23 protein-coding genes and 2 tRNA genes are annotated in these 20,345 nt (G+C 32.5%); 13 read left to right on the top strand and 12 right to left on the bottom strand.

Features of this window, described 5'->3' with window-relative positions; translation table 11 throughout:
- Positions 1–73: 73 nt before the first annotated feature.
- Positions 74–147 (top strand) — tRNA-Asp (locus tag O9267_RS01040).
- Between the two features lie 202 nt (positions 148–349).
- On the opposite strand, the gene O9267_RS01035 is transcribed toward O9267_RS01040, so the two are convergent.
- Positions 350–844, bottom strand: coding sequence for a DUF456 domain-containing protein (locus O9267_RS01035; RefSeq protein WP_298175287.1), 495 nt, complete (start codon positions 842–844; stop codon positions 350–352).
- Between the two features lie 48 nt (positions 845–892).
- Between O9267_RS01035 and O9267_RS01030 the strand changes: the two genes are divergently transcribed.
- Positions 893–1,279, top strand: coding sequence for a hypothetical protein (locus O9267_RS01030; RefSeq protein WP_298175286.1), 387 nt, complete (start codon positions 893–895; stop codon positions 1,277–1,279).
- A gap of 17 nt (positions 1,280–1,296) precedes the next feature.
- Positions 1,297–1,758, top strand: coding sequence for a hypothetical protein (locus O9267_RS01025; RefSeq protein WP_298175285.1), 462 nt, complete (start codon positions 1,297–1,299; stop codon positions 1,756–1,758).
- A 102-nt stretch (positions 1,759–1,860) separates the two neighbouring features.
- Here O9267_RS01025 and O9267_RS01020 read toward each other — a convergent pair whose 3' ends face one another.
- The gene (locus O9267_RS01020; protein WP_298175284.1) at positions 1,861–2,994 is read right to left on the bottom strand and encodes a glycosyltransferase; all 1,134 of its coding nucleotides are present in this window, start codon (positions 2,992–2,994) and stop codon (positions 1,861–1,863) included.
- Positions 2,985–3,908 (bottom strand): hypothetical protein, encoded by a 924-nt coding sequence (locus O9267_RS01015; protein ID WP_298175283.1) that lies wholly within the window; start codon positions 3,906–3,908, stop codon positions 2,985–2,987. Before O9267_RS01015 ends, O9267_RS01020 begins: the two co-directional genes overlap by 10 nt.
- A gap of 55 nt (positions 3,909–3,963) precedes the next feature.
- Here O9267_RS01015 and ruvC point away from each other — a divergent pair, with 55 nt between their 5' ends.
- The 6 genes from ruvC (at position 3,964) to O9267_RS00985 (ending at position 9,647) form a co-directional block, all read left to right on the top strand.
- Positions 3,964–4,518, top strand: coding sequence for a crossover junction endodeoxyribonuclease RuvC (gene ruvC, locus O9267_RS01010; RefSeq protein WP_298175282.1), 555 nt, complete (start codon positions 3,964–3,966; stop codon positions 4,516–4,518).
- A gap of 63 nt (positions 4,519–4,581) precedes the next feature.
- Entirely contained in the window at positions 4,582–5,712 is a 1,131-nt protein-coding gene (gene hemW / locus O9267_RS01005) for a radical SAM family heme chaperone HemW (RefSeq protein WP_298175281.1), read from the top strand.
- Between the two features lie 47 nt (positions 5,713–5,759).
- Positions 5,760–6,539: a 16S rRNA (adenine(1518)-N(6)/adenine(1519)-N(6))-dimethyltransferase RsmA gene (gene rsmA, locus O9267_RS01000; protein ID WP_298175510.1), complete on the top strand. Its 780-nt coding sequence runs from the start codon at positions 5,760–5,762 to the stop codon at positions 6,537–6,539.
- Positions 6,529–7,881 carry a magnesium transporter gene (gene mgtE / locus O9267_RS00995; protein WP_298175280.1) on the top strand — a complete coding sequence of 451 codons (1,353 nt, stop codon included), beginning with the start codon at positions 6,529–6,531 and terminating at the stop codon, positions 7,879–7,881. Before rsmA ends, mgtE begins: the two co-directional genes overlap by 11 nt.
- Positions 7,882–8,024: 143 nt before the next feature.
- Positions 8,025–9,032: an NAD-dependent epimerase/dehydratase family protein gene (locus O9267_RS00990; RefSeq protein ID WP_298175279.1), complete on the top strand. Its 1,008-nt coding sequence runs from the start codon at positions 8,025–8,027 to the stop codon at positions 9,030–9,032.
- A 9-nt stretch (positions 9,033–9,041) separates the two neighbouring features.
- On the top strand, positions 9,042–9,647 hold the full coding sequence (locus tag O9267_RS00985; protein WP_298175278.1) for a hypothetical protein: 606 nt from the start codon (positions 9,042–9,044) through the stop codon (positions 9,645–9,647).
- Here the strand turns inward: O9267_RS00985 and O9267_RS00980 are convergent.
- The 9 genes from O9267_RS00980 to O9267_RS00940 all read right to left on the bottom strand — a co-directional run bounded on the left by O9267_RS00980 (position 9,642) and on the right by O9267_RS00940 (position 15,883).
- A complete protein-coding gene (locus tag O9267_RS00980) occupies positions 9,642–10,337 on the bottom strand; it encodes an outer membrane beta-barrel protein (RefSeq protein WP_298175277.1) in 696 nt (231 codons plus the stop codon). The genes O9267_RS00985 and O9267_RS00980 overlap by 6 nt on opposite strands.
- 478 nt (positions 10,338–10,815) lie before the next feature.
- A tRNA-Ser gene (locus tag O9267_RS00975) sits at positions 10,816–10,905 on the bottom strand.
- Between the two features lie 46 nt (positions 10,906–10,951).
- A complete protein-coding gene (locus O9267_RS00970; RefSeq protein ID WP_298175276.1) occupies positions 10,952–11,977 on the bottom strand; it encodes an asparaginase in 1,026 nt (341 codons plus the stop codon).
- On the bottom strand, positions 11,967–13,103 hold the full coding sequence (locus O9267_RS00965; RefSeq protein WP_298175275.1) for a 1-acyl-sn-glycerol-3-phosphate acyltransferase: 1,137 nt from the start codon (positions 13,101–13,103) through the stop codon (positions 11,967–11,969). The genes O9267_RS00970 and O9267_RS00965 overlap by 11 nt, the downstream gene beginning before the upstream one ends.
- 99 nt (positions 13,104–13,202) lie before the next feature.
- The gene (locus O9267_RS00960; protein ID WP_298175274.1) at positions 13,203–13,496 is read right to left on the bottom strand and encodes a type II toxin-antitoxin system RelE/ParE family toxin; all 294 of its coding nucleotides are present in this window, start codon (positions 13,494–13,496) and stop codon (positions 13,203–13,205) included.
- Positions 13,487–13,717, bottom strand: a complete 231-nt coding sequence (locus O9267_RS00955) for a hypothetical protein (protein WP_298175273.1) — start codon at positions 13,715–13,717, stop codon at positions 13,487–13,489. The genes O9267_RS00960 and O9267_RS00955 overlap by 10 nt, the downstream gene beginning before the upstream one ends.
- A gap of 56 nt (positions 13,718–13,773) precedes the next feature.
- Positions 13,774–14,541, bottom strand: a complete 768-nt coding sequence (locus O9267_RS00950; RefSeq protein ID WP_298175272.1) for a TatD family hydrolase — start codon at positions 14,539–14,541, stop codon at positions 13,774–13,776.
- Positions 14,542–14,568: 27 nt separating this feature from the next.
- Positions 14,569–15,297: a tetratricopeptide repeat protein gene (locus O9267_RS00945; RefSeq protein WP_298175271.1), complete on the bottom strand. Its 729-nt coding sequence runs from the start codon at positions 15,295–15,297 to the stop codon at positions 14,569–14,571.
- 4 nt (positions 15,298–15,301) lie between these two features.
- Complete coding sequence (locus O9267_RS00940) at positions 15,302–15,883, bottom strand: sigma-70 family RNA polymerase sigma factor (protein WP_298175270.1); 582 nt, start codon at positions 15,881–15,883, stop codon at positions 15,302–15,304.
- A gap of 209 nt (positions 15,884–16,092) precedes the next feature.
- On the opposite strand from O9267_RS00940, the gene O9267_RS00935 reads away from it, so the two are divergent.
- From O9267_RS00935 to O9267_RS00920, 4 genes are all read left to right on the top strand, one after another.
- Entirely contained in the window at positions 16,093–17,076 is a 984-nt protein-coding gene (locus O9267_RS00935; protein WP_298175269.1) for a hypothetical protein, read from the top strand.
- A 227-nt stretch (positions 17,077–17,303) separates the two neighbouring features.
- Complete coding sequence (locus O9267_RS00930; RefSeq protein ID WP_298175268.1) at positions 17,304–18,713, top strand: DNRLRE domain-containing protein; 1,410 nt, start codon at positions 17,304–17,306, stop codon at positions 18,711–18,713.
- A gap of 5 nt (positions 18,714–18,718) precedes the next feature.
- Positions 18,719–19,258: a T9SS type A sorting domain-containing protein gene (locus O9267_RS00925; RefSeq protein WP_298175267.1), complete on the top strand. Its 540-nt coding sequence runs from the start codon at positions 18,719–18,721 to the stop codon at positions 19,256–19,258.
- A gap of 77 nt (positions 19,259–19,335) precedes the next feature.
- On the top strand, positions 19,336–20,334 hold the full coding sequence (locus O9267_RS00920) for a DUF535 family protein (protein WP_298175266.1): 999 nt from the start codon (positions 19,336–19,338) through the stop codon (positions 20,332–20,334).
- The last annotated feature ends 11 nt before the right edge of the window (positions 20,335–20,345 follow it).

Genomic DNA, 20,345 nt, shown 5'->3' with positions numbered 1-20,345 from the left:
AACTATAATTTTTTCAGATAAATAGTTGCAGATATTAAAATCTGTAGTATATTTGCAACCGCAATAAAGCAGAGGTTTGGTAGTTCAGTTGGTTAGAATACATGCCTGTCACGCATGGGGTCGCGGGTTCGAGTCCCGTCCAGACCGCTAAAATTGGGAAAGCACTTTGGAAACAAAGTGCTTTTTTGCCCAAAAAAGTAATTTTATTAAAAATTGTTTTTTGAGTTCCAATAAAGCATTTAAGAAAGTTGTGTTGTTTTCGTTCCGATTTATCGGAACACGGTTTAGTAGTTAGACCAATGAAAAGCTTTTCACCGCAAGGTGATGAGCTTTTTTGCTTTTGTAGACTTTAACTAACAAAATTCCTAAAAGCAATCACAACATACAAAGCCACAAATCCTAAACAAACAACCAACTTCATAAAACTTGAAGCCAGAAAACCTAGGAAAGAACCAGTTGCAGCTTTCAAAGCACGGTTTTTATCTTGCGAATTATAAATTAGTTCACCCACAAAAGCGCCAACAAAAGCACCAATCACAAATCCAAAAGGAATCGGAACAAAAAACCCAACCAACATTCCGATATTCGTTCCCCAAATACCGTATGAACTACCGCCAAATTTGCGCGTGCCTTTTGCAGGAATTGTATAATCAAGTATCGAAATAATTACAACAACAAACAGCGAAATGCCTAAAATCCAATAATTCATGGCTACTTTTTCTGTAAAATAGAGTAGAAGTAACCCAATCCAACTTACTATTGGTCCTGGTAAAACGGGCAGAAAACTTCCAAAAATTCCCACTATAACACAAACAAAACCTAGAATTAATAAAATTGTATCCATAAAATTTGTACTTTTGATGTATAATTATGGTGTAAAAAAACAAAACTTATGGCAATTTATAACACATTTAGTAAAAAAATAATTTTTGCTGCGTTACTATTTGTTTTTACTGCAAATATGCATGCTCAAGATACAAAAAGCACTTCTGATGAGGTTCTTAAAGAAAAAATATACAACCAATACAAAGCGGCGGTTTTAAACTACTCGATGAAAAATTTTGATTCGATGTTTCTTGATTTTTTAGCCAAGCAAAATGATAAAAATTACACCTTCACTCGCGAAGAATTTTATACTTTTACAGTAAAAATTGCAACATTTTCTGATCGTTTAGCAAAACTTTATCCAGCCAGAAAAGCAGAAGCCGAGTCTAACAAAAAAGAATGGCTTTCTAAAACCTACGAAGACTATCTTAAATTTAAAGAAGAGAAAAAATAACCCAATTTTAGCATAAATTGAAAAAATATTCAGCCGTTTTCATGTTGTTTTTATGTGTTTCTTGTCAATTTATTGATAAGCAAATTCCGTCTGAAGAAGAGTTGCTAAACAAGGAAATACAAACCATTGACTGGAAAAAAGTGGACGAATTTCCGACCATCATAACTTGTGATTCAGTTTCCGACAAAACCCAAAATCAGGAATGTTTTATCAATACACTTTCGGCTTTAATTCAGCAAAAATTAGATGCCGACAAACCAAAACTTCCTTTCGCCAAGTTCGATACCATTGCCGTTCAAGTGAGTATTTTGCCAAATTCAACCTTGCAATTTGAAACCCAACAACAAGCTGATAATGAAAAAATTGACAGTATTCTGAAAGCAAAATTAGTCGATTTCCCAATCATAAAACCAGCCATAAAACGCGGAATTCCAGTCAAAACACAATTCACGTTACCAGTAATTTTAAAAGTAGAATAATTAGGAGCTATTTCCAGCTATACGTTCCAATCTTTTCTTTTTTAAAGAAAAAAAGAAAAGGATTTCCACTGCTATCTGGGCTAAGCGTTCTGAAAGGCTTGGTTATTTTTTAAAACTTCTGTCTTTCCAAGTAAAGGTTCCAACAAGAGAATAAAATCCAACAACACTGCTAAAAAAAGGGTACACCAAACTACTAATAATCGGAAACAAAAATTTTCCTTTTTGCAAGAAGCTATTGGTTTTAAGGAGCAAAATATAATCAACAACCAACTTCAGTCCGAAAGCAATAGTAAGTAGTTTCCAATCAGCAAAACCAGCAATCCACAACCCGCAACCCGCAACAAAAGACGCATTCATCAACAAAACCACTACCGCTAATCCTTTGGCAAAATCGCTATCATAACTTCCTGTTTTGCTTGCCCAACGAACACGTTGCATAAAAAGTTTGAGAATATTATTTTCAGGTTTTGTCAATACGATGCTTTCTATATTTTTTAAATAATGAACTTTTTCTGCATTTTGTTTAACAGCTTTTTGCAACAAAAAAACATCGTCGCCACTGGCTATTTTTGCATTTCCATTAAAACCACCAAGCGAATTAAACAAGTTTTTGGTGTAAGCAAAATTAGCTCCATTACACATAAAAGCTTCTCTCAAACCAAAACTTCCAATAGTTGTTCCTTGCAAACTCATCAAATCCATCTGCTGAAAATAATGAAACGGATTCCATTTAGCTTTTACATTTACAGCACCAACCAACATTTCAACTTCATGCGATTGGATGTAATTATCAAATGCTAAAAGCCAGTTTCTTGGAACTTCACAATCAGCATCAGTAGTGATAATCCACTCATTTTTCACAACAGGAACCGCTCTCGAAATAGCATCTTTTTTGGGAGAATTGGACAAGCGAAGATTTTCCAAAAGCGTTGTTTGAATCAAACCATTTTCCATTCGCCATTTGTTAAAAATCTTCTCCGAATTGTCATTCGAAAAATCATCAATTACAATAATTTCAAACAAATCTAAAGGATAATTCAATTGTGAAATGGAATCTAAAAGCGTTCTAAAATTCTTTTCTTCATTTCGAAAAGGAACAATTATTGAAAAGGTTGTTTTAGGTTGTAAATCGATTTTTTCAAACGATTTTACTTTGGCAAATCCATAAATCAAAAGACTTATGAAAATTACATAGTCTATTGTTATCAAACAAAAAATAATCGTAATTAATTCCATTTGGGTTTAAATTTTAAAACAAAATAACTTCCAATAACTACTGGCAAAACAACGTTCAAAAACCACATTAACGTGCTTATAAAAACCACAATCCATTCGTTAACGCCCAATTTTCCGAAGAAAAAAACAGCCACACTACCTTTTACAGCAAAATCTAAAAACTGAAAACTTGGTAACGACGAAGCAAGAAAATAAACTACAGCAATTGTCGCCATCATAGTTAAATAGGGTAAATCTACATCAAAAGCTAGAAATAAAAAATAGTATTGATGCGAAAAAACCAAATATCTGCAAACGGCTAAAATATTATTTTTTGCATGAATTGAATTTGGAATTTCTCCAATTTTCATTAACAATTTTTCAACTGAATATCCTTTTATTTTAATTTTTTTAGTGAAAAATAAAAAAGTGAATATAATTAAAACAGCCGTTCCTAAAAAAGAAACTTCCTTTTGATAGCCAATAATCATTAATCCAAATAACCCAAAAACGACCGTCAAAATCATTTGAATTCCATTACAAATAAGGTTTAAAAAAATGATTTGTTTGGTTTTTGTTTTGTCAAAATACAATGCTTTTCCAGCATATTCGCCTAAACCATTTGGTGTAAAAATGCCCGCAGTCAATGCGCCCAAAACTTGTTTGGTACTTTCTCCAACTGAAATTGGTTTGATAAATGCAACCAAGTTTTGCCATTTCAAAATCTCCAAATAACGATTGACAACACTAAAAGAAAGTAAAAATAGGATTCCCAAAACCGAAGCCTTTTTTTGGACTAATTTTTCAAACTTATCCCAATCTAACTTGTCATTTGTAGCAAGTTGGTTGTAAATAAAATAAAATGCCCCAACAACAATCAAAAGTTTGACTGAAAAAACCAAGAATTGTTTAGCTTTGTGAGAAATTGTAATCATTGGTGCAAAGAAACAAACTTTTAAACTTTTAAACTCCTAAACTCTAAACTAAAAATTGGCAAACGAACGAATCATATTAGGAATCGACCCAGGAACAACGATTATGGGTTTCGGATTAATAAAAGTAATCAATAAGAAAATGGAATTTCTTCAATTGAACGAACTTATTTTGAGCAAATACGACGATCATTATACCAAGCTAAAAGTCATTTTTGAACGCACAATCGAACTTATAGAAACACATCATCCAGACGAAATTGCTATTGAAGCACCTTTTTTTGGTAAAAATGTACAATCGATGTTAAAATTAGGTAGAGCACAAGGAGTAGCGATGGCTGCAGGTTTATCACGCCAAATTCCTATAACCGAATACGAACCTAAGAAAATAAAAATGGCTATAACTGGAAACGGAAACGCTAGTAAAGAACAAGTTGCTAAAATGCTGCAACAACTTTTAGGACTAAAAGAGTTGCCAAAAAATCTAGACTCAACCGATGGATTGGCAGCAGCCGTTTGCCATTTTTTCAATTCAGGAAAAGTGGTTGGAAGCAAAAGTTATAGCGGTTGGGATGCTTTTGTAAAACAAAATGAAGAACGAGTTAAAAAATAGTTTTCAGTCACAGTTTTCAGTCACAACACTGCAAACTTTGACTGCGACTGAATACTAAAAAAAATGTCCGGAATCTACATCCATATCCCATTTTGCAAGCAGGCTTGTCACTATTGCGATTTTCATTTTTCTACTTCTATGAAGAAAAAAGAAGAGATGGTTTTGGCGTTGGTCAAAGAAATAGAACTGCGTAAAGAGGAATCCAACAATGAACTAATTGAAACTATTTATTTTGGTGGTGGAACACCGAGTAGATTGCAGATTGCAGATTTAAAACTTCTGATTGATGCAATTTATAAAAATTATAAAGTTGATAAAAACCCCGAAATCACACTTGAAGCCAATCCAGATGATTTGTCGGAAGATTATTTAATCGAGCTTTCTAAAATCGGAATCAACCGTCTTTCTATCGGAATTCAATCTTTTTTTGAAGACGATTTGGAGTTGATGAACCGTGCTCATAATTCGGCGGAAGCCAAAAAATGTTTAGAAATCGCCACTCGTTATTTCGACAATATCACCATCGATTTGATTTACGGAATGCCTAATATGACCAACGAAAAATGGCTTCAAAATATCGAAACGGCTTTGTCTTTTAATATTCCACATATTTCTAGTTATGCCTTGACTGTTGAGCCAAAAACGGCTTTGCATTCGTTTATTCAAAAAGGAATTATCCCGAATCTTGACGAAAATTTGGCTTCAGAACATTTTTATATTTTGGTTGAAAAACTCGAAGAAAATGGTTTTATTCATTATGAATTATCCAATTTTGGAAAACCTGATTATTTTTCCAAAAACAATTCGGCTTATTGGTTAGGTAAAAAATACATCGGAATTGGCCCATCAGCACATAGTTTTAACGGAATTTCAAGAAGTTGGAATATTTCCAATAATGCTATGTATCTAAAAGCAATTGCCGAAAACAGATTGCCATCTGAAACTGAAATTCTTTCCAAAACTGATCAATACAATGAGTATATTATGACGGGTTTGCGAACTATTTGGGGCGTTTCGTTAGAAAGAATTGAAGCTGAATTTGGAAAAACCTATTTGGATTATCTAAACAAACAAGCATCTAAATTTATTGACGACAACTTACTTTTTGTCGAAAATAATACGCTCAAAACCACAAAAAAAGGAAAGTTTCTGACCGATGGAATCGCATCAGATTTATTTTTCCTAAATTTGTAGCCGTTTCCAATTACTACCAATAAAGAAGTTGCATTACTTCACACTACATAATGACAGTAAAAGCCAAAAAACATCTCGGACAACATTTTCTAAAAGACGAATCGGTTGCCAAAAACATAGCAGACACGTTAAACCTTGTTGGCTATGAAAATGTGCTAGAAATTGGACCAGGAATGGGTGTTTTGACCAAATATTTGCTCGAAAAACCAGTTACCACTTATGTAGTAGAAATCGACACGGAATCGGTTGATTATTTGAATGAAAATTATCCAAAATTGAAGGATAAAATCATCGCAAAAGATTTTTTAAAATACAATATCAACGAAATTTTTGAAGGAAAACAATTTGCTATCATTGGCAATTTTCCCTATAATATTTCGACACAAATAGTTTTTCGTACATTGGAATACCGCAGTCAAATTCCTGAGTTTTCGGGAATGTTTCAAAAAGAAGTAGCCGAACGAATTTGTTCTAAGAAAGGAAGCAAAGTTTACGGAATTTTATCGGTTTTAGCGCAAGCTTTTTATGATGCCGAGTATTTATTTACCGTTGACGAAAATGTTTTCAATCCGCCACCTAAAGTAAAATCGGGTGTTTTGCGATTACGCCGAAAAGAGAATTACGAATTACCATGTTCAGAGAAATTACTATTTACGGTTGTAAAAACGGCTTTTCAACAGCGCAGAAAAACAATGCGAAATAGTTTAAAAACACTAAATTTGCCCGATAATTTGCGAGAAGACACTATCTTTGACCTGCGTCCGGAACAATTATCGGTTGAACAATTTATCGAACTTACTCAAAAAATAGAAGCCAATGCAGTTTAAAATCAGCAAAGAACTTTTAGTTCAAATCGAGGAGCTTATCCATTCAAAAAACGACAGTCAACTGGAAGTTTTATTGAACGATATGCACCATGCTGATATTGCCGAAATTTTTGAAGAACTTGATACTGAAGAAGCTATTTATATTTTCAAAATATTAGATAGTGAAGTTACAGCCGAAATCCTTCCTGAACTAGAAGACGATTTGCGCGAAAAAATCCTTAGCGGATTATCAGCCAAAGAAATTGCTGAAGAACTTGATGAACTTGATACCGATGACGCTGCCGACATTATCGCCGAGTTATCTCAAAGTAAAAAAGAGCAAGTAATTTCGGAGCTTGAAGATGTTGAACACGCCAAAGACATTGTCGATTTGTTACGTTACGACGAAGATGAAGCTGGTGGATTGATGGGAAAAGAGCTTGTAAAAGTCAACGAGAATTGGACTGTTTTGACTTGCGTAAAAGAAATGCGTATTCAAGCAGAAAATGTAACACGAGTGCATTCAATATACGTTGTTGACGATGAAAATAGATTAAAAGGACGTTTATCGCTCAAAGATTTATTGACCACTTCTACCAAAACCATGATAAGTGATGTCTATATCAAAAAGGTAGATTATGTAAAAGTGCATACGCCAAATGTTGAAGTGGCTCGAATCATGCAGAAATATGACCTTGAGGCAATACCTGTTGTAGACGAAATGGGAAGATTAGTAGGTCGTGTAACCATAGATGACGTGGTAGATGTAATCAAGGAAGAAGCCGACAAAGATTACCAATTAGCAGCGGGTATCTCGCAAGACGTAGAAGCCGATGACAGCATTCTCGAACTTACCAAAGCGCGTTTGCCTTGGTTGGTTTTGGCACTTCTCGGTGGTTTTATTAGCGTAAAAATGCTCGGACTTTTTGAAGGCGCTATGAAAGAACACGGAGAATTATTTTTCTTCACGCCGCTTATTGCCGCAATGGCTGGTAATGTTGGCGTTCAATCATCTGCAATTATTGTGCAAGGTTTGGCAAATCATAGCATTAGCGGTTCTATTTTCAATCGTTTGCTAAAAGAAATATCACTAAGTTTACTCAACGGAACCATTCTTGCCATCATACTTTTTGTTGGAAGTCATTTTTTACTTGGCGTAGATCCTAAAATTGGATATATCGTAACAATCGCCCTAATTTCGGTAATCATAATAGCATCCTTAATTGGAACTTTTATTCCATTGATATTAAACAAGTTTGGCATCGATCCAGCATTAGCAACCGGACCATTTATCACAACAAGCAACGATATTTGTGGAATTTTAATCTATTTCTCAATAGCAAAATTGATTTTAGGATTTTAATTTAGGAACGAAAGGCTTGGGCATTTTAGCAATCGTCTTTCCTGCTATCCATTCCAATCTTTTTATTTTTAAAGAAAAAATAAAAAGGATTTCCATTCTTATCAGGGTTAGTTTGTTTTTGTCTTTTTATAAATAACAGTTTTATGATATTAATAACTGGAATTACAGGATTAGTTGGTTCGCATTTAGCACTTCACCTTATAGAAAAAGGCGAAACCATTCGCGCTACTTATCGTTCTGAAAAAAGTATTCAATCAACCAAAGCGTTATTTGCTCAGTATAACAAATCCAATCTTTTCGAGAAAATCCAATGGGTTGAAGCCGATATTTTGGATGTTTCTCAACTCGAAATTGCTTTTCAAAACATTCAAACCGTTTACCATTGTGCTGCATTGGTTTCTTTTGATCCAAATGATGAAGAAAAGTTACGCAAAATCAACATTGAAGGAACGGCCAACATTGTTAACTTTTGTATCGACAAAAAGGTAAAAGAACTTTGTTATGTAAGCTCAATAGCAGCTTTAGGCGACAAAAAAGAGCACGAAGCCAATATCGACGAAAACTCAGAATGGAATCCAGAATTGTTTCACAGCGATTATGCCATTTCAAAATATGGTGCCGAAATGGAAATTTGGCGCGGACAGCAAGAAGGTTTGCAAGTAGTAATCGTAAACCCTGGAATTATCATTGGACCAGCATCAATAAAAGAAAATTGGAAAAACAGCAGCCAAAAACTTTTTTGGACCGTTAACAACGGTTTACCTTTTTATACCAAAGGCAAAACTGGATTTGTTGCCGTAACCGATGTTGTAGCCATCATGTATCAACTAGTGCAACAAAAATGCTTTGGCGAACGATTTTGTTTGGTTTCAGAAAATAAAACCTACCAAGATATCGTTATTACTATTGCAGAAGCTTTGCAAGTAAAAAAAGCAACCATTCAAGCAAAACCTTGGATGATTAAAGTAATGATTCCAATAGACTGGCTACATTGTTTGATAACTGGAAAGAAAAGAGATTTTTCATTTCAAGTTTCCGATTATTTGTTCAGTCAAGATGAATTTTCAAGTCAAAAAATAAAAGAATTACTAAAGTACGATTTCCAAAAAATTGACGAAACAATTCGCATAACAGCCAAGTATTTTAAATAAAAACCAATTTTGAAAAAAGTAACGCCTTTATTTTCCTATTTGTTTCATCCAGTTTTCACACCTTTATATGGTGCAATTTTGTATATTGTCTTGCAAGATACAAGTCTCGAAATTAGACAAGTTTGGTTAGTGCTTATTCAAATTATTATCATTACTATTTTTATTCCAATTGCTTTTTATTATTTGCTAAAATCAATGGGGAAAATCAATTCGGTAATGGCATCGCAAATTGATGAGCGTAAAATTCCATTGGTAATTCAGGCAATTTTGTTGTTTATTTTAGCCAAAGACAGCATTAGAGTTGATGTTTTAGAAGAGTTGCATTATTTTTTTGTAGGCGGATTGATTAGCACCATTATTTCATTTGTATTACTATTTGTAAAAATGAAATCGAGTTTGCATTTGGTCGGAATAAGTTCGCTGACAGCATTTGTAATAGGCTTAAGCATTAGCAATCAATCCAATTATTTGATTCTAATTTCAATAATGATTTTACTCAACGGAATCATTGCCACATCACGATTAGAAATGAAAGCACACACTTTAAAAGAGGTGATTTTTGGATTTTGTATCGGATTTTTTTCGCAAATGGTTGTTTGGAAATTTTGGTTATAAGATGTAAAACATCAAACCTAGATTTACATTATTCAACCCAATTTCCTGAGAATCTACTTTAGCATTTGATTTAAAAATTGGAGTTAAGCCATAAGAGCCATAAAAATTCCATGTGTTGTATCCAATAGCTAAATAAACAGAAGTTCTAAAATTAGTAATATCAGGGTTGTTCCTAATTTTAAAAGTTTCTCCATCTACAATAAGTCTTGATTTGCTAAAAGCGACATAACTCATCTTTACACCACTATAAATTCTAAAAAAACGATGACTTTCAGGTGTAGAATTTCGCCATCTTAATTCAATTGGAACATCTAAAGTTGCAAGTTCAAGCTTATTTTTATCATAGTCTGAAGGGCTTATCACAGAATAAACTATTTCAGAAGCTGGTTTGGTGACAACCAAATTATGGACAAATTTGTTATAAGAAGCGCCTAATCCAGCCGCAATTGCAATAGTTCTCGACTTATTTATAGGCATATCTCTAAGAAATCCAGCTGAAAAGCCAGCCGATAGCTTGGTTACTGAATAATTTTGCGGTTTGGTTTGCATCATGCTAAATGACATGCTACCATAAAATTGATCTTCACGGTAAAGAGAATCAACTTTGGTAAGCGATTTTTCAGTTTCAATTTCTTGAGAAAAAGTAGTAAAAACAGAAAAACAAAAAAGTAATTTGATAAGTAATCGCATAATAGAATTTTCTGCAATAAAAATACAAAAAAAAGGCAACCTATTTAGTTGTCTTATGATTTTAATGTGTTTAGAAAAAATAGCTTCAATTGAAGATCTTACGATTGGTTTTCAATGCTAGTATTAGCAAAAAAGAATATTGGGATTCGAAAAATATCTTTAATTAATTTTTTCTAAAAATTTAAAAAATAAAATTAGCAGAAGAATAGTATAGGGATTCGAACAAGATCTTTAATTAATTTTTTCTAAAAATTTAAAAAATAAAAATAGCAGAAGAATAGTAAAGGGATTCGAACAATACTTTAATTAATTTTTTCTAAAAATTTAAAAAATAAAAATAGCAGAAGAATAGTAAAGGGATTCGAACAATACTTTAATTAATTTTTTCTAAAAATTTAAAAAATAAAATTAGCAGAAGAATAGTATAGGGATTCGAACAATATCTTTAATTAATTTTTTCTAAAAATAAAAAAAAAACTGGCAGAGAGGATGGGATTCGAACCCACGATACAGTTACCCATATACAAACTTTCCAGGCTTGCTCCTTCAACCACTCGGACACCTCTCTAAAATTGTGGTGCAAATAACCGTAAAAATTAGGAATAATACAATCTTTAATTCATTTCTCCACGCAAAGAAGTTTCAAAAATGGTTTTGAAAACGTTAGAAGCCACATTTTGACCTAATAAGTACATCAATTTAGTAATAGCAGCTTCGGTAGTAATGTCTTTTCCAGAAATTACACCAATCTTTTTGAGTTGTGTACTAGTTTCATATTGACCCATATTTACGCTTCCGCCAGAACATTGCGTTACATTTATAATGTGTAAACCATTTTTAATAGCTTTTTTTAGAATTTGAATAAACCAATCTTCTGTTGGCGCATTGCCCGAACCATAGGTTTCTAAAACAATTCCTTTCAAATTGGGTGTGGCACTAATCGAATTTAAAATATTCTCATTTATACCAGGAAACATTTTGATTACCATCACATTATCATCTAATTTCTTGTGAACTACAAATTTTTTGGAAGATTTTGGTAATAATAAAGTTGAATTCACTTTTAAATGAACTCCAGATTCAGCCAATTCGGTATAATTTGGAGAAGTGAAGGCATTGAAATGTTCTGCATTTATCTTGGTTGTTCGATTGCCACGGTATAATTTGTATTCAAAATAAAGGCAGACTTCTTGAATTACAGGTTTTCCTTTTTGTTGTAAAGATGCAATTTGGATAGCAGTGATTAAGTTTTCTTTGGCATCAGTTCTCAAGTCGCCAATAGGTAATTGTGAACCAGTAAAAACCACGGGTTTCGATAAATTTTCAAGCATAAAGCTCAATGCTGATGCCGAATAAGACATTGTATCTGAACCATGCAAAACTATAAAACCGTCATATTTTGTATAATTTTCTTCAATTATAGAAGCCATATTTACCCATTTTTCGGGATTCATATTTGATGAATCAATAGGCTTTTCAAACGAAATGGTTTCGATAGTACAGTCTAATTGCTTTATTTCAGGGATTTTTTGGAGTAATTTTTTAAAATTGAAAGCTTTCAAAGCACCTGTTTCAAAATCTTTCATCATACCAATGGTTCCACCAGTATAAATCAGTAATATGTTTGGCTTAGTGTGCATTTTCGTATTTAGACTTGTTTACAACAGGATTTGCATACATATTTAGGAAACTTTCGACCATCATTTCGTTAGAAATATCAATCTTCATTTCTAATCTTCTTTCGAATAATAATTTTTCGTTTTCCGAATAATGATTGCTATAAGTGTTAGTTTTATTTAGCAAATCGTAGGCTATATAATTGGTTGGCCACAATTTATACGATTGTAAAATAGAATCGTCAATTGCTTGCGCTAATGCTTGAACTTGCTTGTTTGTGTTGTCATTTTCAGCAGCAATTATATCTAATTCCTTTTCTAAAACTTCACCAACATGAATGTGGATGCGTTTCTTTTGTCCAATAATTCCACTAAGTAAGTTGACAAAATCTTCGTTTTTTTCTTTTACATAAATTTCATCTTTTGCTTCTGCCATAAGTTGTGGCATTTTCAAAGCATCTGTGGGGTCATATTCATAAGAAATAGAAACAGGAACTACTTTTAGTTTTTTGAAATACTGCATCAAATCTTTTTCATCAGAACCCATTCCGAGCATTTTTAAAACGCCTGAATGTGTAGCATCATTTCCATCTTTAGTTCTTCCTTCTCGTTGTGCTATCCAAACCGAACGATTTTCTCGCAACAATAATTGTCCGATATATTCTGACATGAGTTTTGAACTTTGAAGCAATTCTCGTGGCGACAAACCTCTTTGAACTAAAAAATTTCGATTCAATTTTGCCAGCGTATTCATGAAATCTCTTTTTACCAGATTATCACCAATAGCAGACGCTGTCATCACCAAGCCATGATCAAAAAGGCAAGAATTTAATAACGAGGTATCTAAAATAATATCCCGATGATTTGAAATAAAGAGATAAGAAGTGTTTTTTTCTAATTTCTCGAAACCCGAAGTAGTTAGTCCATCCGAGCTTTTTTCTAGCACTTTTTGCAATGCGTGATAGATGAAATTACACTGAAAATCTCTTATTGAAAAGGTTCTTCGAAGTTGCTCTTTCCAAACTTCGTCGTCCAATTCTGGGAAAGTAAAATTCATAATCGCCTTCATCATCGGATGATTTACTGACGATTTTATATTTTCGTTTACTTCGGCATCATAAAACGGGCGAATAGCATCGAATTTCTGCATTTTGATAAAAATTAGTAGAACAAAAGAACAAAAATTTTCTCAATTATTGCTTAAATAAATCATTTAATCCTAATAAAGAGTTTCAATAATTAAAATGGTTTAATGCTTATGTTTTTGTTTTGTTCCTCTAAAATTAATTATTTCAATTCTAGATTTTTTGCTATTAATTCTGTAAACCAAATAGTTGTTCTTGTCAACTATTGCCTTGTGAAGTGAGTCGGCTTTTTCTGATTTTGGATATAAATAAGGGTCAGTAATTAGATGCTGAATTATTTGATTGATTTTACTTTCTAGTTGTAAAATTTCGTTTATTGTCCATTCTTCGGCTAAATAGTCAATTACTTTTACTAAACCTTTATCAGCTAGTTTTGTCCAATGAATTGTTAATGCCATTTAGAAAATTTTTTCATCACTTCTTCATGACTTATTACTTCATCGTCGTTAGCTTGTTGAACCCCAACTTCTAATTCTTTTTTTTCTTCATTTGACAAGTTCAAATACCAATCATTTTCTTGCTGATTTGCATTTAATACTTTTTCTAATTTAGATAAAATAGTTTCGTCAACAGTCGTTAGAGCACGAATAAAATTATATTTTCTTTTAGCTAAATCCATGATTATAAACTTAATTGAAAAACAAATATACAAAAACGTTTTAATAAAATCTTTTTCTAAATCCCAAAAACCGCTTTTGAATTTTCAGTTGTAATTTGAGCGATTTCTTCAATAGAAAGATTGTAAATTTCTGCTAATTTCTGCGCAACAAGAGTCACATAACTACTTTCATTGCGTTTGCCACGATAAGGAACTGGTGCTAAGTAAGGCGAATCGGTTTCAAGAACAATATGTTTTAGGTCTATTTGATTTAAAAACTGATCAATTTTTCCATTCTTGAAAGTGGCTACACCGCCAATTCCTAGTTTCATTCCAAGTGAAATCGCTTTTTCTGCTTGAGCTAAATCGCCTGTAAAACAATGAAAAATGCCAAATAAATCGGCTGTTTTTTCACTTTCTAAAACTTCAAAAGTTTCGTAAAAAGCATCACGACAATGGATGTTAATTCCTAAATTATATTTTTTAGCTAATTGTATTTGATGTTGAAATGCATGCTGTTGTTGTTTCAAAAATGTTTTATCCCAAAACAAGTCAACTCCGATTTCACCAATGGCTTGAAATTTTCTTTTGGATAATTCGGTTTCTACATGCGCTAATTCTTCGAGATAATTTTCTTTTACATAAGTAGGATGCAAACCCATCATTAGGAAAATATTCTCAGGAAATTGCTTTTCTAATTCATACATTTTTTGTGTATAATTAGAATCAATCGACGGAACAAAAAATCTTGAAACACCAGCGTCAATAGCTCGTTGAATCATTTCGTTTCTGTCTTGATCAAATTCTTCTGAATAAAGATGTGTGTGCGTATCGGTAAAAATCATTGTAGTTTATTTGTTGTAAAAGTACAACTAATTCAACGCATCTAATAATTTTTCGGCTTTTGCATAATCTTCGGCATCTTCTGGAATTTGTTTTAAGAATTCTTTAGTTTCCTCATATTTCTTTTGCTTCAAGCATGATAAAGCTAAATACCAAGTCGATTTATCTTTATAGATTGAAGTTCCCGATTTTAGATTGTTAAAGATGGCTTCACTTTCGGTAAATTTATCAACTTCTAATAATGAAACAGCGTAATAAAACTCAATTTCTGGTCTTTTATGAGATTTTAAAACAATCTCAAAATTGGTTATAGCTTCAGAATAATTCTTAGCATTAAAGGCATCTTGTGCCAATTTTAAGTTTTTAATAATATCGCCACGTTCTGTAAAATAAGCATCCTCGTGTTGGTTATAATCATTGTAATTCGGCATGCTATTTTGCATCATGAACCAAGTACCAATAACCAAAACTATTGAAGCAGCAATGGCAAAATAATAAGGTTTGAAGCTGATAACTTTAGTTTCATATTTTTTGTCTTCTGAGAAGTTTGATTTAGAAATGGTTTCCAAATTCTTTTTAAAATCAATCGATTCTTTCGAAAATTTGCTTTCTAAAAAACCATTTAGTTCTTTATAAATAATCAATTTTTCACGAATAGAAGCATCATTTTGAAGTTGGTTTTCAAAGTCAATTTTCTCTTTTTCACTCAATTCGTTATTGATATAATTTTCGAATAGTATATAAAGTTCTTCGTTCATGATATTAGTAATTTATAGATTTGTATCTAGCTGATTGTTGAATCATTTCGGTTAATTGACCCGTGCAAATTGATTTTTTCTTACGCACATAGCCATAAGTTACATTCAATTTTTCGGCCACTTCTTCCATTGTTTTGGTTACAAAACTCAGTTTGAGCACTTCTTGACATTTTTCGCCAAGTTTCTGAAACATTTCGTCAAATAATGACTGTTTTTCATCAAAAACTTCGGTTTGAAGTGTCATTTCTTGCACTGATTCATCAATAGATACATTTTCATCTTGTAATGTTACCTCTTTATTGGAGGATTTTTTCAATTCGTTAAGCCAACGCCTTTTGCAAAGCAGAAAAAAATAAGCATCAAAAGGACAAGTCAATTGCAAACCATTCGTTTTTGCCTGATTGTAAATAGTGACTAATACTTCCTGAATTACATCTTGAGCATCGTCGTCATTTCCGCTATTGGTTCGAATATAGTTTTTGACTTTGGGTACAAATTTTTTGTAGATACTATCAATAATACTCGAATTGTTCTGTAATAATCCGTTAATATAAAGTTGATCTGGGTGCGTATTTTTTTCTGACATAACTACTTTATTTAATGGCTAATGTAAAAAAAATAAAATTAATGGGTAACAAATAGGAATGTTGATTTATATAAGGGTGTAATCAATCTTTAAATGAGTTACAGATTTAAAGTTTTAAAAAATATTTTCAAAACAAGGGTAACAAATAAAAACAAGAATTGATATAACAATAGAAATCAAAATTAATAACAATTAAAAAATTAGAAATCATGAAAAATTTAAAAAACATTGGATTAGTAGTAGTGGCAACTTTAGCATTTGCAAGCTGTAACAATGATGACGACAACCAAATTATTGAAACACCAAAAATTCCAACAGCAGCTGTTTTTGGAGGATTGAGAGAAGATGCACTCGGTGCTATCAAACAAGAATTTACAATCACCGCCGAAAACGGATTGACCACATTAACATCTGCAAAAGGTGTAGAGATTAACATAAACGGAGCTTGTTTAACCAAAAATGGAAATCCAGTTACAGGCGTTGTAGATATTGATTATATTGAAGTTTTTGACGGCGGAACCATGTTGGTAACTGATAAAACTACAATGGGACAACAACCTGATGGAAGTATGGCACTGATTATTTCTGGCGGAGAATTTTTCATAGACGCAAAACAGGCAGGAGTTTCGTTAGCAATAACTTGTCCGATGCAACTTAAAATACCAGCCAATTTAACAGGTGGACTTCAAAATGATATGTTATTATGGAATGGAAACATAGATGAAGACGGAAATCTTGATTGGAAAAGACAAGACCAAAATCCTGCTGGTCAAGGTGGTGTTTTTGGAGAAGGTACAGGTGGAACTGCAGCATATTATGCTTTTGTGAGTGATTTTGGTTGGACAAATGTGGATAAATTTTATAACGATCCTCGACCAAAAACAACTATTCAAGCAACAGCACCGACGGGTTACGATTTTGAAAACTGTGCTATCTATTTGCACTATGATGGAGAAGGAAGTGCTTTAGCAAAATTGGACACTTATAATACAGGCGTTTTTAGCGAACATTATGGTCAAATTCCAATCGGACTCGCTTGTCATATCATATTTGTAACAGAAGATAATGGAAACTGGAGATACGCTATAAAAACAGCAACAATTACAGCTGGTGCAACCTACAATTTCACTTTAGCAGAAACAACAGTAGGAACCGAAGTCCAAATGAAAGCTGCTATAAATGCCCTACCATAAAATATAAATTTAATTTGTTAGGTTAGTTTTGTTAGAAAAGCGGTGAGATTAGTTCATCGCTTTTTTTGTATAAAATATTGATTATTAGAAAATACCGTTAAACAACGGTGTCAATTACCGTTTTTGAACCCAAGATAAAGTAAAAAGATAAGCACAATTTTGTATCACTAAAACGGCGTAACCCGAAAAGCCAAAAATAGAGTAGGGAAAATCAAAAACTATTTATTATGAAAAAATTACATTTTTTAGTTGCAATTGTTATAGCAACATTTACAACTTCTCAAGTCAATGCACAAGCTGGAAGCTCGGCACCAATAACAGTATGCTTGCCAGCTACTCAAGACGCTATGATTCATGAATGGGTTCCAACTACTAACTATGGAACAAACCCATTGTTATCATCTAGCAGGTGGACATACGACGCAGGAGGTGGCTCAGGATTTTATACTACTAAAGTTTTACACCAGTTTGATGTATCAACTTTGCCTGTTGGAGCTATAATCACTTCTGCAATTATGAAATTGCATGTTGATGTTACTGCAATAGCTGCTTACAACCAACATTATGATTTAGGTGGAGGTACAGGAAACGGTGCAACTATTCAACAAGTTGGAAGTGCATGGAACGAAAGTGCCGTTACATGGCTTACTGCACCAACTAGTTTTATAAGTTCTACTACAATTCCGTCTATAGGTAATGGCTCAACTGCCGATGTTATTGTTGATGTTACAACTATGGTTCAAAACATGATTTCAACAGGAATAAACAATGGTTTTATGACAAGTATGACCGATAATTCTGATTATTATCATAGTTTAGTTTTTGGATCTAGAGAAAACACAAGTGCGGGTGGAATTTACAAACCAGAATTGTGTGTTACCTATTCAACTCCTTGCTACGATTGGTCAACATGCGGAAACACAATAACTGCGACCGATTTCTTGGGAACAATAAATAATCAACCATTAAATTTTAAAACAAATAATACGCAAAGAATGACTCTTGATTATGCAGGAAGACTTAGTGTTAGTAATGCAGGAATATCTACATATCAAAAACTATATGTTGAAACTACAGCTCAAAATGATGGTATTCAAGTAAATCAAACAGGTACAACTGCTGCAACATTAGATTTGAACGCAAGTGGTGGAGCAGGAAAAAGATGGGCTTTGCATTCAACTGGAAGCGGAAACAGTCAAGGAGCTGGTCATCTTTTATTTTGGGACTGGACTACCAATCAAGAGAGAATGCGAATTAACGAAGATGGTAAAGTTAGAATTGGAAACATGGCAAATTTACCAAGTGGGTACAAATTATTTGTTGAGGAAGGAATTTTAACCGAAAAAGTAAAAGTAGCAATTGTTAATTCTGCTGCTTGGGCTGATTATGTTTTTTCAACTGATTATAAATTAAAACCTCTTTCAGAAGTTGAAGCGTTCATTAAAACTAATAAACATTTACCTAATATTCCATCTGCTACTGAACTTGAAAAAGATGGTTTAGATTTAGGCGTAATGCAATCACTTCAAATGGCAAAAATTGAAGAGTTGACTTTGTACATGATAGAAATGAAAAAAGAAATTGAAGTATTAAAAACTCAAAATAAAAGCCTTAAAAATCAAATGTCTAAAAACTAACAATTATGAAAAAGATATATTTATTTTATTTTCTACTATTGTTAGGATTTAATAAAATTCAGGCGCAAGCTGGTTGTCTTTCTGATATTATCATTTCAGGATCGTATGCAGCAACGTATACCAATTCGTATACTTGGATTAAAACAAGTGGATTAACAACTATTCCAACAGGTTCAGATGTGACATTAGACGCAAACCCAGTAACAGATGGTTATGTCTTGATGGATGTAGGTTTTGAAACCCAACCCAATTCAATATTTCTTGCTGTCGTACAAACTCCTTGCATTTCTTTAGGAATCGACCAAAATGAAGTAGTGGCAAACCTAAGTATTTTTCCTAATCCGACTTCTTCTAATTTGAATGTAAAATCTGTTGAAACTATTCTTCAAACGGTGTTAGTTGACTTTAACGGAAGAATAATTCTAACTTCTTCACCAAATCAAAAAGAGGTAACAATCAACATGGAAAATTTATCTACCGGTATGTACTTATTAAAAGTAACGACTGATAAAGGAAGCTCAATTGAAAAAATTGTAAAAAAATAAGTTTGTTTAGTTAGTTTTTTTTGAAAAATCCTCGAAATTTTATTTTCGAGGATTTTAATAATTTTTAGCTTAAAAATATGGAACAAATCAAAACAATAAATCCGTCAAAAGAAATTGTTTTCAAATTTAATTCTTCTAAATTTTTGTTGAGATTTGAATTTGTTAAGACACTTCTTTTTGCTTTGAAAGCTGTGACAAACGGGTATTTACATCGTAAAAAAAGTTACCGACTTAAACAACAATTGAGATGTATTTGTTATTCATTTATTTACCCAAAATTTTCATCTAATTGGATTACTTTTCTCGCTTCTGAAGATTTCAAATTTTTCTTTCAGAATCGTCCAAGATTATATATCAAACCTTTCTTACCATATATCTCTACCAATTGGAATAAGCAACACAAAATAAAAGTGATTGCCGACAGCTACCGATTTATAAGAAATTACGAAAATCTTAATATGAAATTTTTAAATGATCCAAATGGTTTACAATTGGCAAATTATGTTTCTAATAACAAGTATGATGTTTTGTTAAAATTAGGATATGAAGAGAGATTTCGAAAAGAAGGTGAATTTGTTTTCACACTAGAATGCAAACAATTAGGCGGTAAAATTTTTTCGGCAGCAATTTCTTTTGAAGAAGTAGAAAATAATGTTTGGATATGTATTATTGGTTGTGTTCAAGGCTATAAAGAAAATACTCATGAGGCTGTAAAAACGATTCAAAAACTAATGTTTGGTATGCGACCAAGTGCTTTATTAGTTTTTGTAATTCAAGAATTATGTCAAAATTTGAATATTAATTCAATTTATGGAATTTCAGATAAATGTCAAATTTATCGCAAAAAACACGTCATTCATGTTCCTTGCTTTCATCGTATCAGATTCAATTATAATCAATTTTGGACAGAAGTTGACGGAAGAAAAATAGATGAAGAATGGTTTAAATTACCTATGAAAATGATTCGGAAACAGAACGAAAACATACAATCTCATAAACGTTCAATGTATCACAAGCGCTACCAAATGCTTGATGAAATTTCTGAACAGATTTCAAATAATAGCAATTATAATTAGTCACAATTGAA

The organism is Flavobacterium sp. (assembly GCF_027531705.1).
Taxonomy (GTDB): domain Bacteria; phylum Bacteroidota; class Bacteroidia; order Flavobacteriales; family Flavobacteriaceae; genus Flavobacterium.
Note: the sequence above shows the minus strand (reverse complement) of the source record. Positions and strands in the feature narration are given on the sequence as shown.

What these genes read in the sequence shown, in the direction of transcription:
- O9267_RS01035 (WP_298175287.1), bottom strand. Translation starts at nt 844, where the DNA reads ATGGATACAATTTTATTAATTCTAGGTTTTGTTTGTGTTATAGTGGGA.
- O9267_RS01030 (WP_298175286.1), top strand. Translation starts at nt 893, where the DNA reads ATGGCAATTTATAACACATTTAGTAAAAAAATAATTTTTGCTGCGTTA.
- O9267_RS01020 (WP_298175284.1), bottom strand. Translation starts at nt 2,994, where the DNA reads ATGGAATTAATTACGATTATTTTTTGTTTGATAACAATAGACTATGTA.
- O9267_RS01015 (WP_298175283.1), bottom strand. Translation starts at nt 3,908, where the DNA reads ATGATTACAATTTCTCACAAAGCTAAACAATTCTTGGTTTTTTCAGTC.
- hemW (WP_298175281.1), top strand. Translation starts at nt 4,582, where the DNA reads ATGTCCGGAATCTACATCCATATCCCATTTTGCAAGCAGGCTTGTCAC.
- mgtE (WP_298175280.1), top strand. Translation starts at nt 6,529, where the DNA reads ATGCAGTTTAAAATCAGCAAAGAACTTTTAGTTCAAATCGAGGAGCTT.
- O9267_RS00990 (WP_298175279.1), top strand. Translation starts at nt 8,025, where the DNA reads ATGATATTAATAACTGGAATTACAGGATTAGTTGGTTCGCATTTAGCA.
- O9267_RS00980 (WP_298175277.1), bottom strand. Translation starts at nt 10,337, where the DNA reads ATGCGATTACTTATCAAATTACTTTTTTGTTTTTCTGTTTTTACTACT.
- O9267_RS00970 (WP_298175276.1), bottom strand. Translation starts at nt 11,977, where the DNA reads ATGCACACTAAGCCAAACATATTACTGATTTATACTGGTGGAACCATT.
- O9267_RS00965 (WP_298175275.1), bottom strand. Translation starts at nt 13,103, where the DNA reads ATGCAGAAATTCGATGCTATTCGCCCGTTTTATGATGCCGAAGTAAAC.
- O9267_RS00960 (WP_298175274.1), bottom strand. Translation starts at nt 13,496, where the DNA reads ATGGCATTAACAATTCATTGGACAAAACTAGCTGATAAAGGTTTAGTA.
- O9267_RS00955 (WP_298175273.1), bottom strand. Translation starts at nt 13,717, where the DNA reads ATGGATTTAGCTAAAAGAAAATATAATTTTATTCGTGCTCTAACGACT.
- O9267_RS00950 (WP_298175272.1), bottom strand. Translation starts at nt 14,541, where the DNA reads ATGATTTTTACCGATACGCACACACATCTTTATTCAGAAGAATTTGAT.
- O9267_RS00945 (WP_298175271.1), bottom strand. Translation starts at nt 15,297, where the DNA reads ATGAACGAAGAACTTTATATACTATTCGAAAATTATATCAATAACGAA.
- O9267_RS00940 (WP_298175270.1), bottom strand. Translation starts at nt 15,883, where the DNA reads ATGTCAGAAAAAAATACGCACCCAGATCAACTTTATATTAACGGATTA.
- O9267_RS00935 (WP_298175269.1), top strand. Translation starts at nt 16,093, where the DNA reads ATGAAAAATTTAAAAAACATTGGATTAGTAGTAGTGGCAACTTTAGCA.
- O9267_RS00930 (WP_298175268.1), top strand. Translation starts at nt 17,304, where the DNA reads ATGAAAAAATTACATTTTTTAGTTGCAATTGTTATAGCAACATTTACA.
- O9267_RS00925 (WP_298175267.1), top strand. Translation starts at nt 18,719, where the DNA reads ATGAAAAAGATATATTTATTTTATTTTCTACTATTGTTAGGATTTAAT.
- O9267_RS00920 (WP_298175266.1), top strand. Translation starts at nt 19,336, where the DNA reads ATGGAACAAATCAAAACAATAAATCCGTCAAAAGAAATTGTTTTCAAA.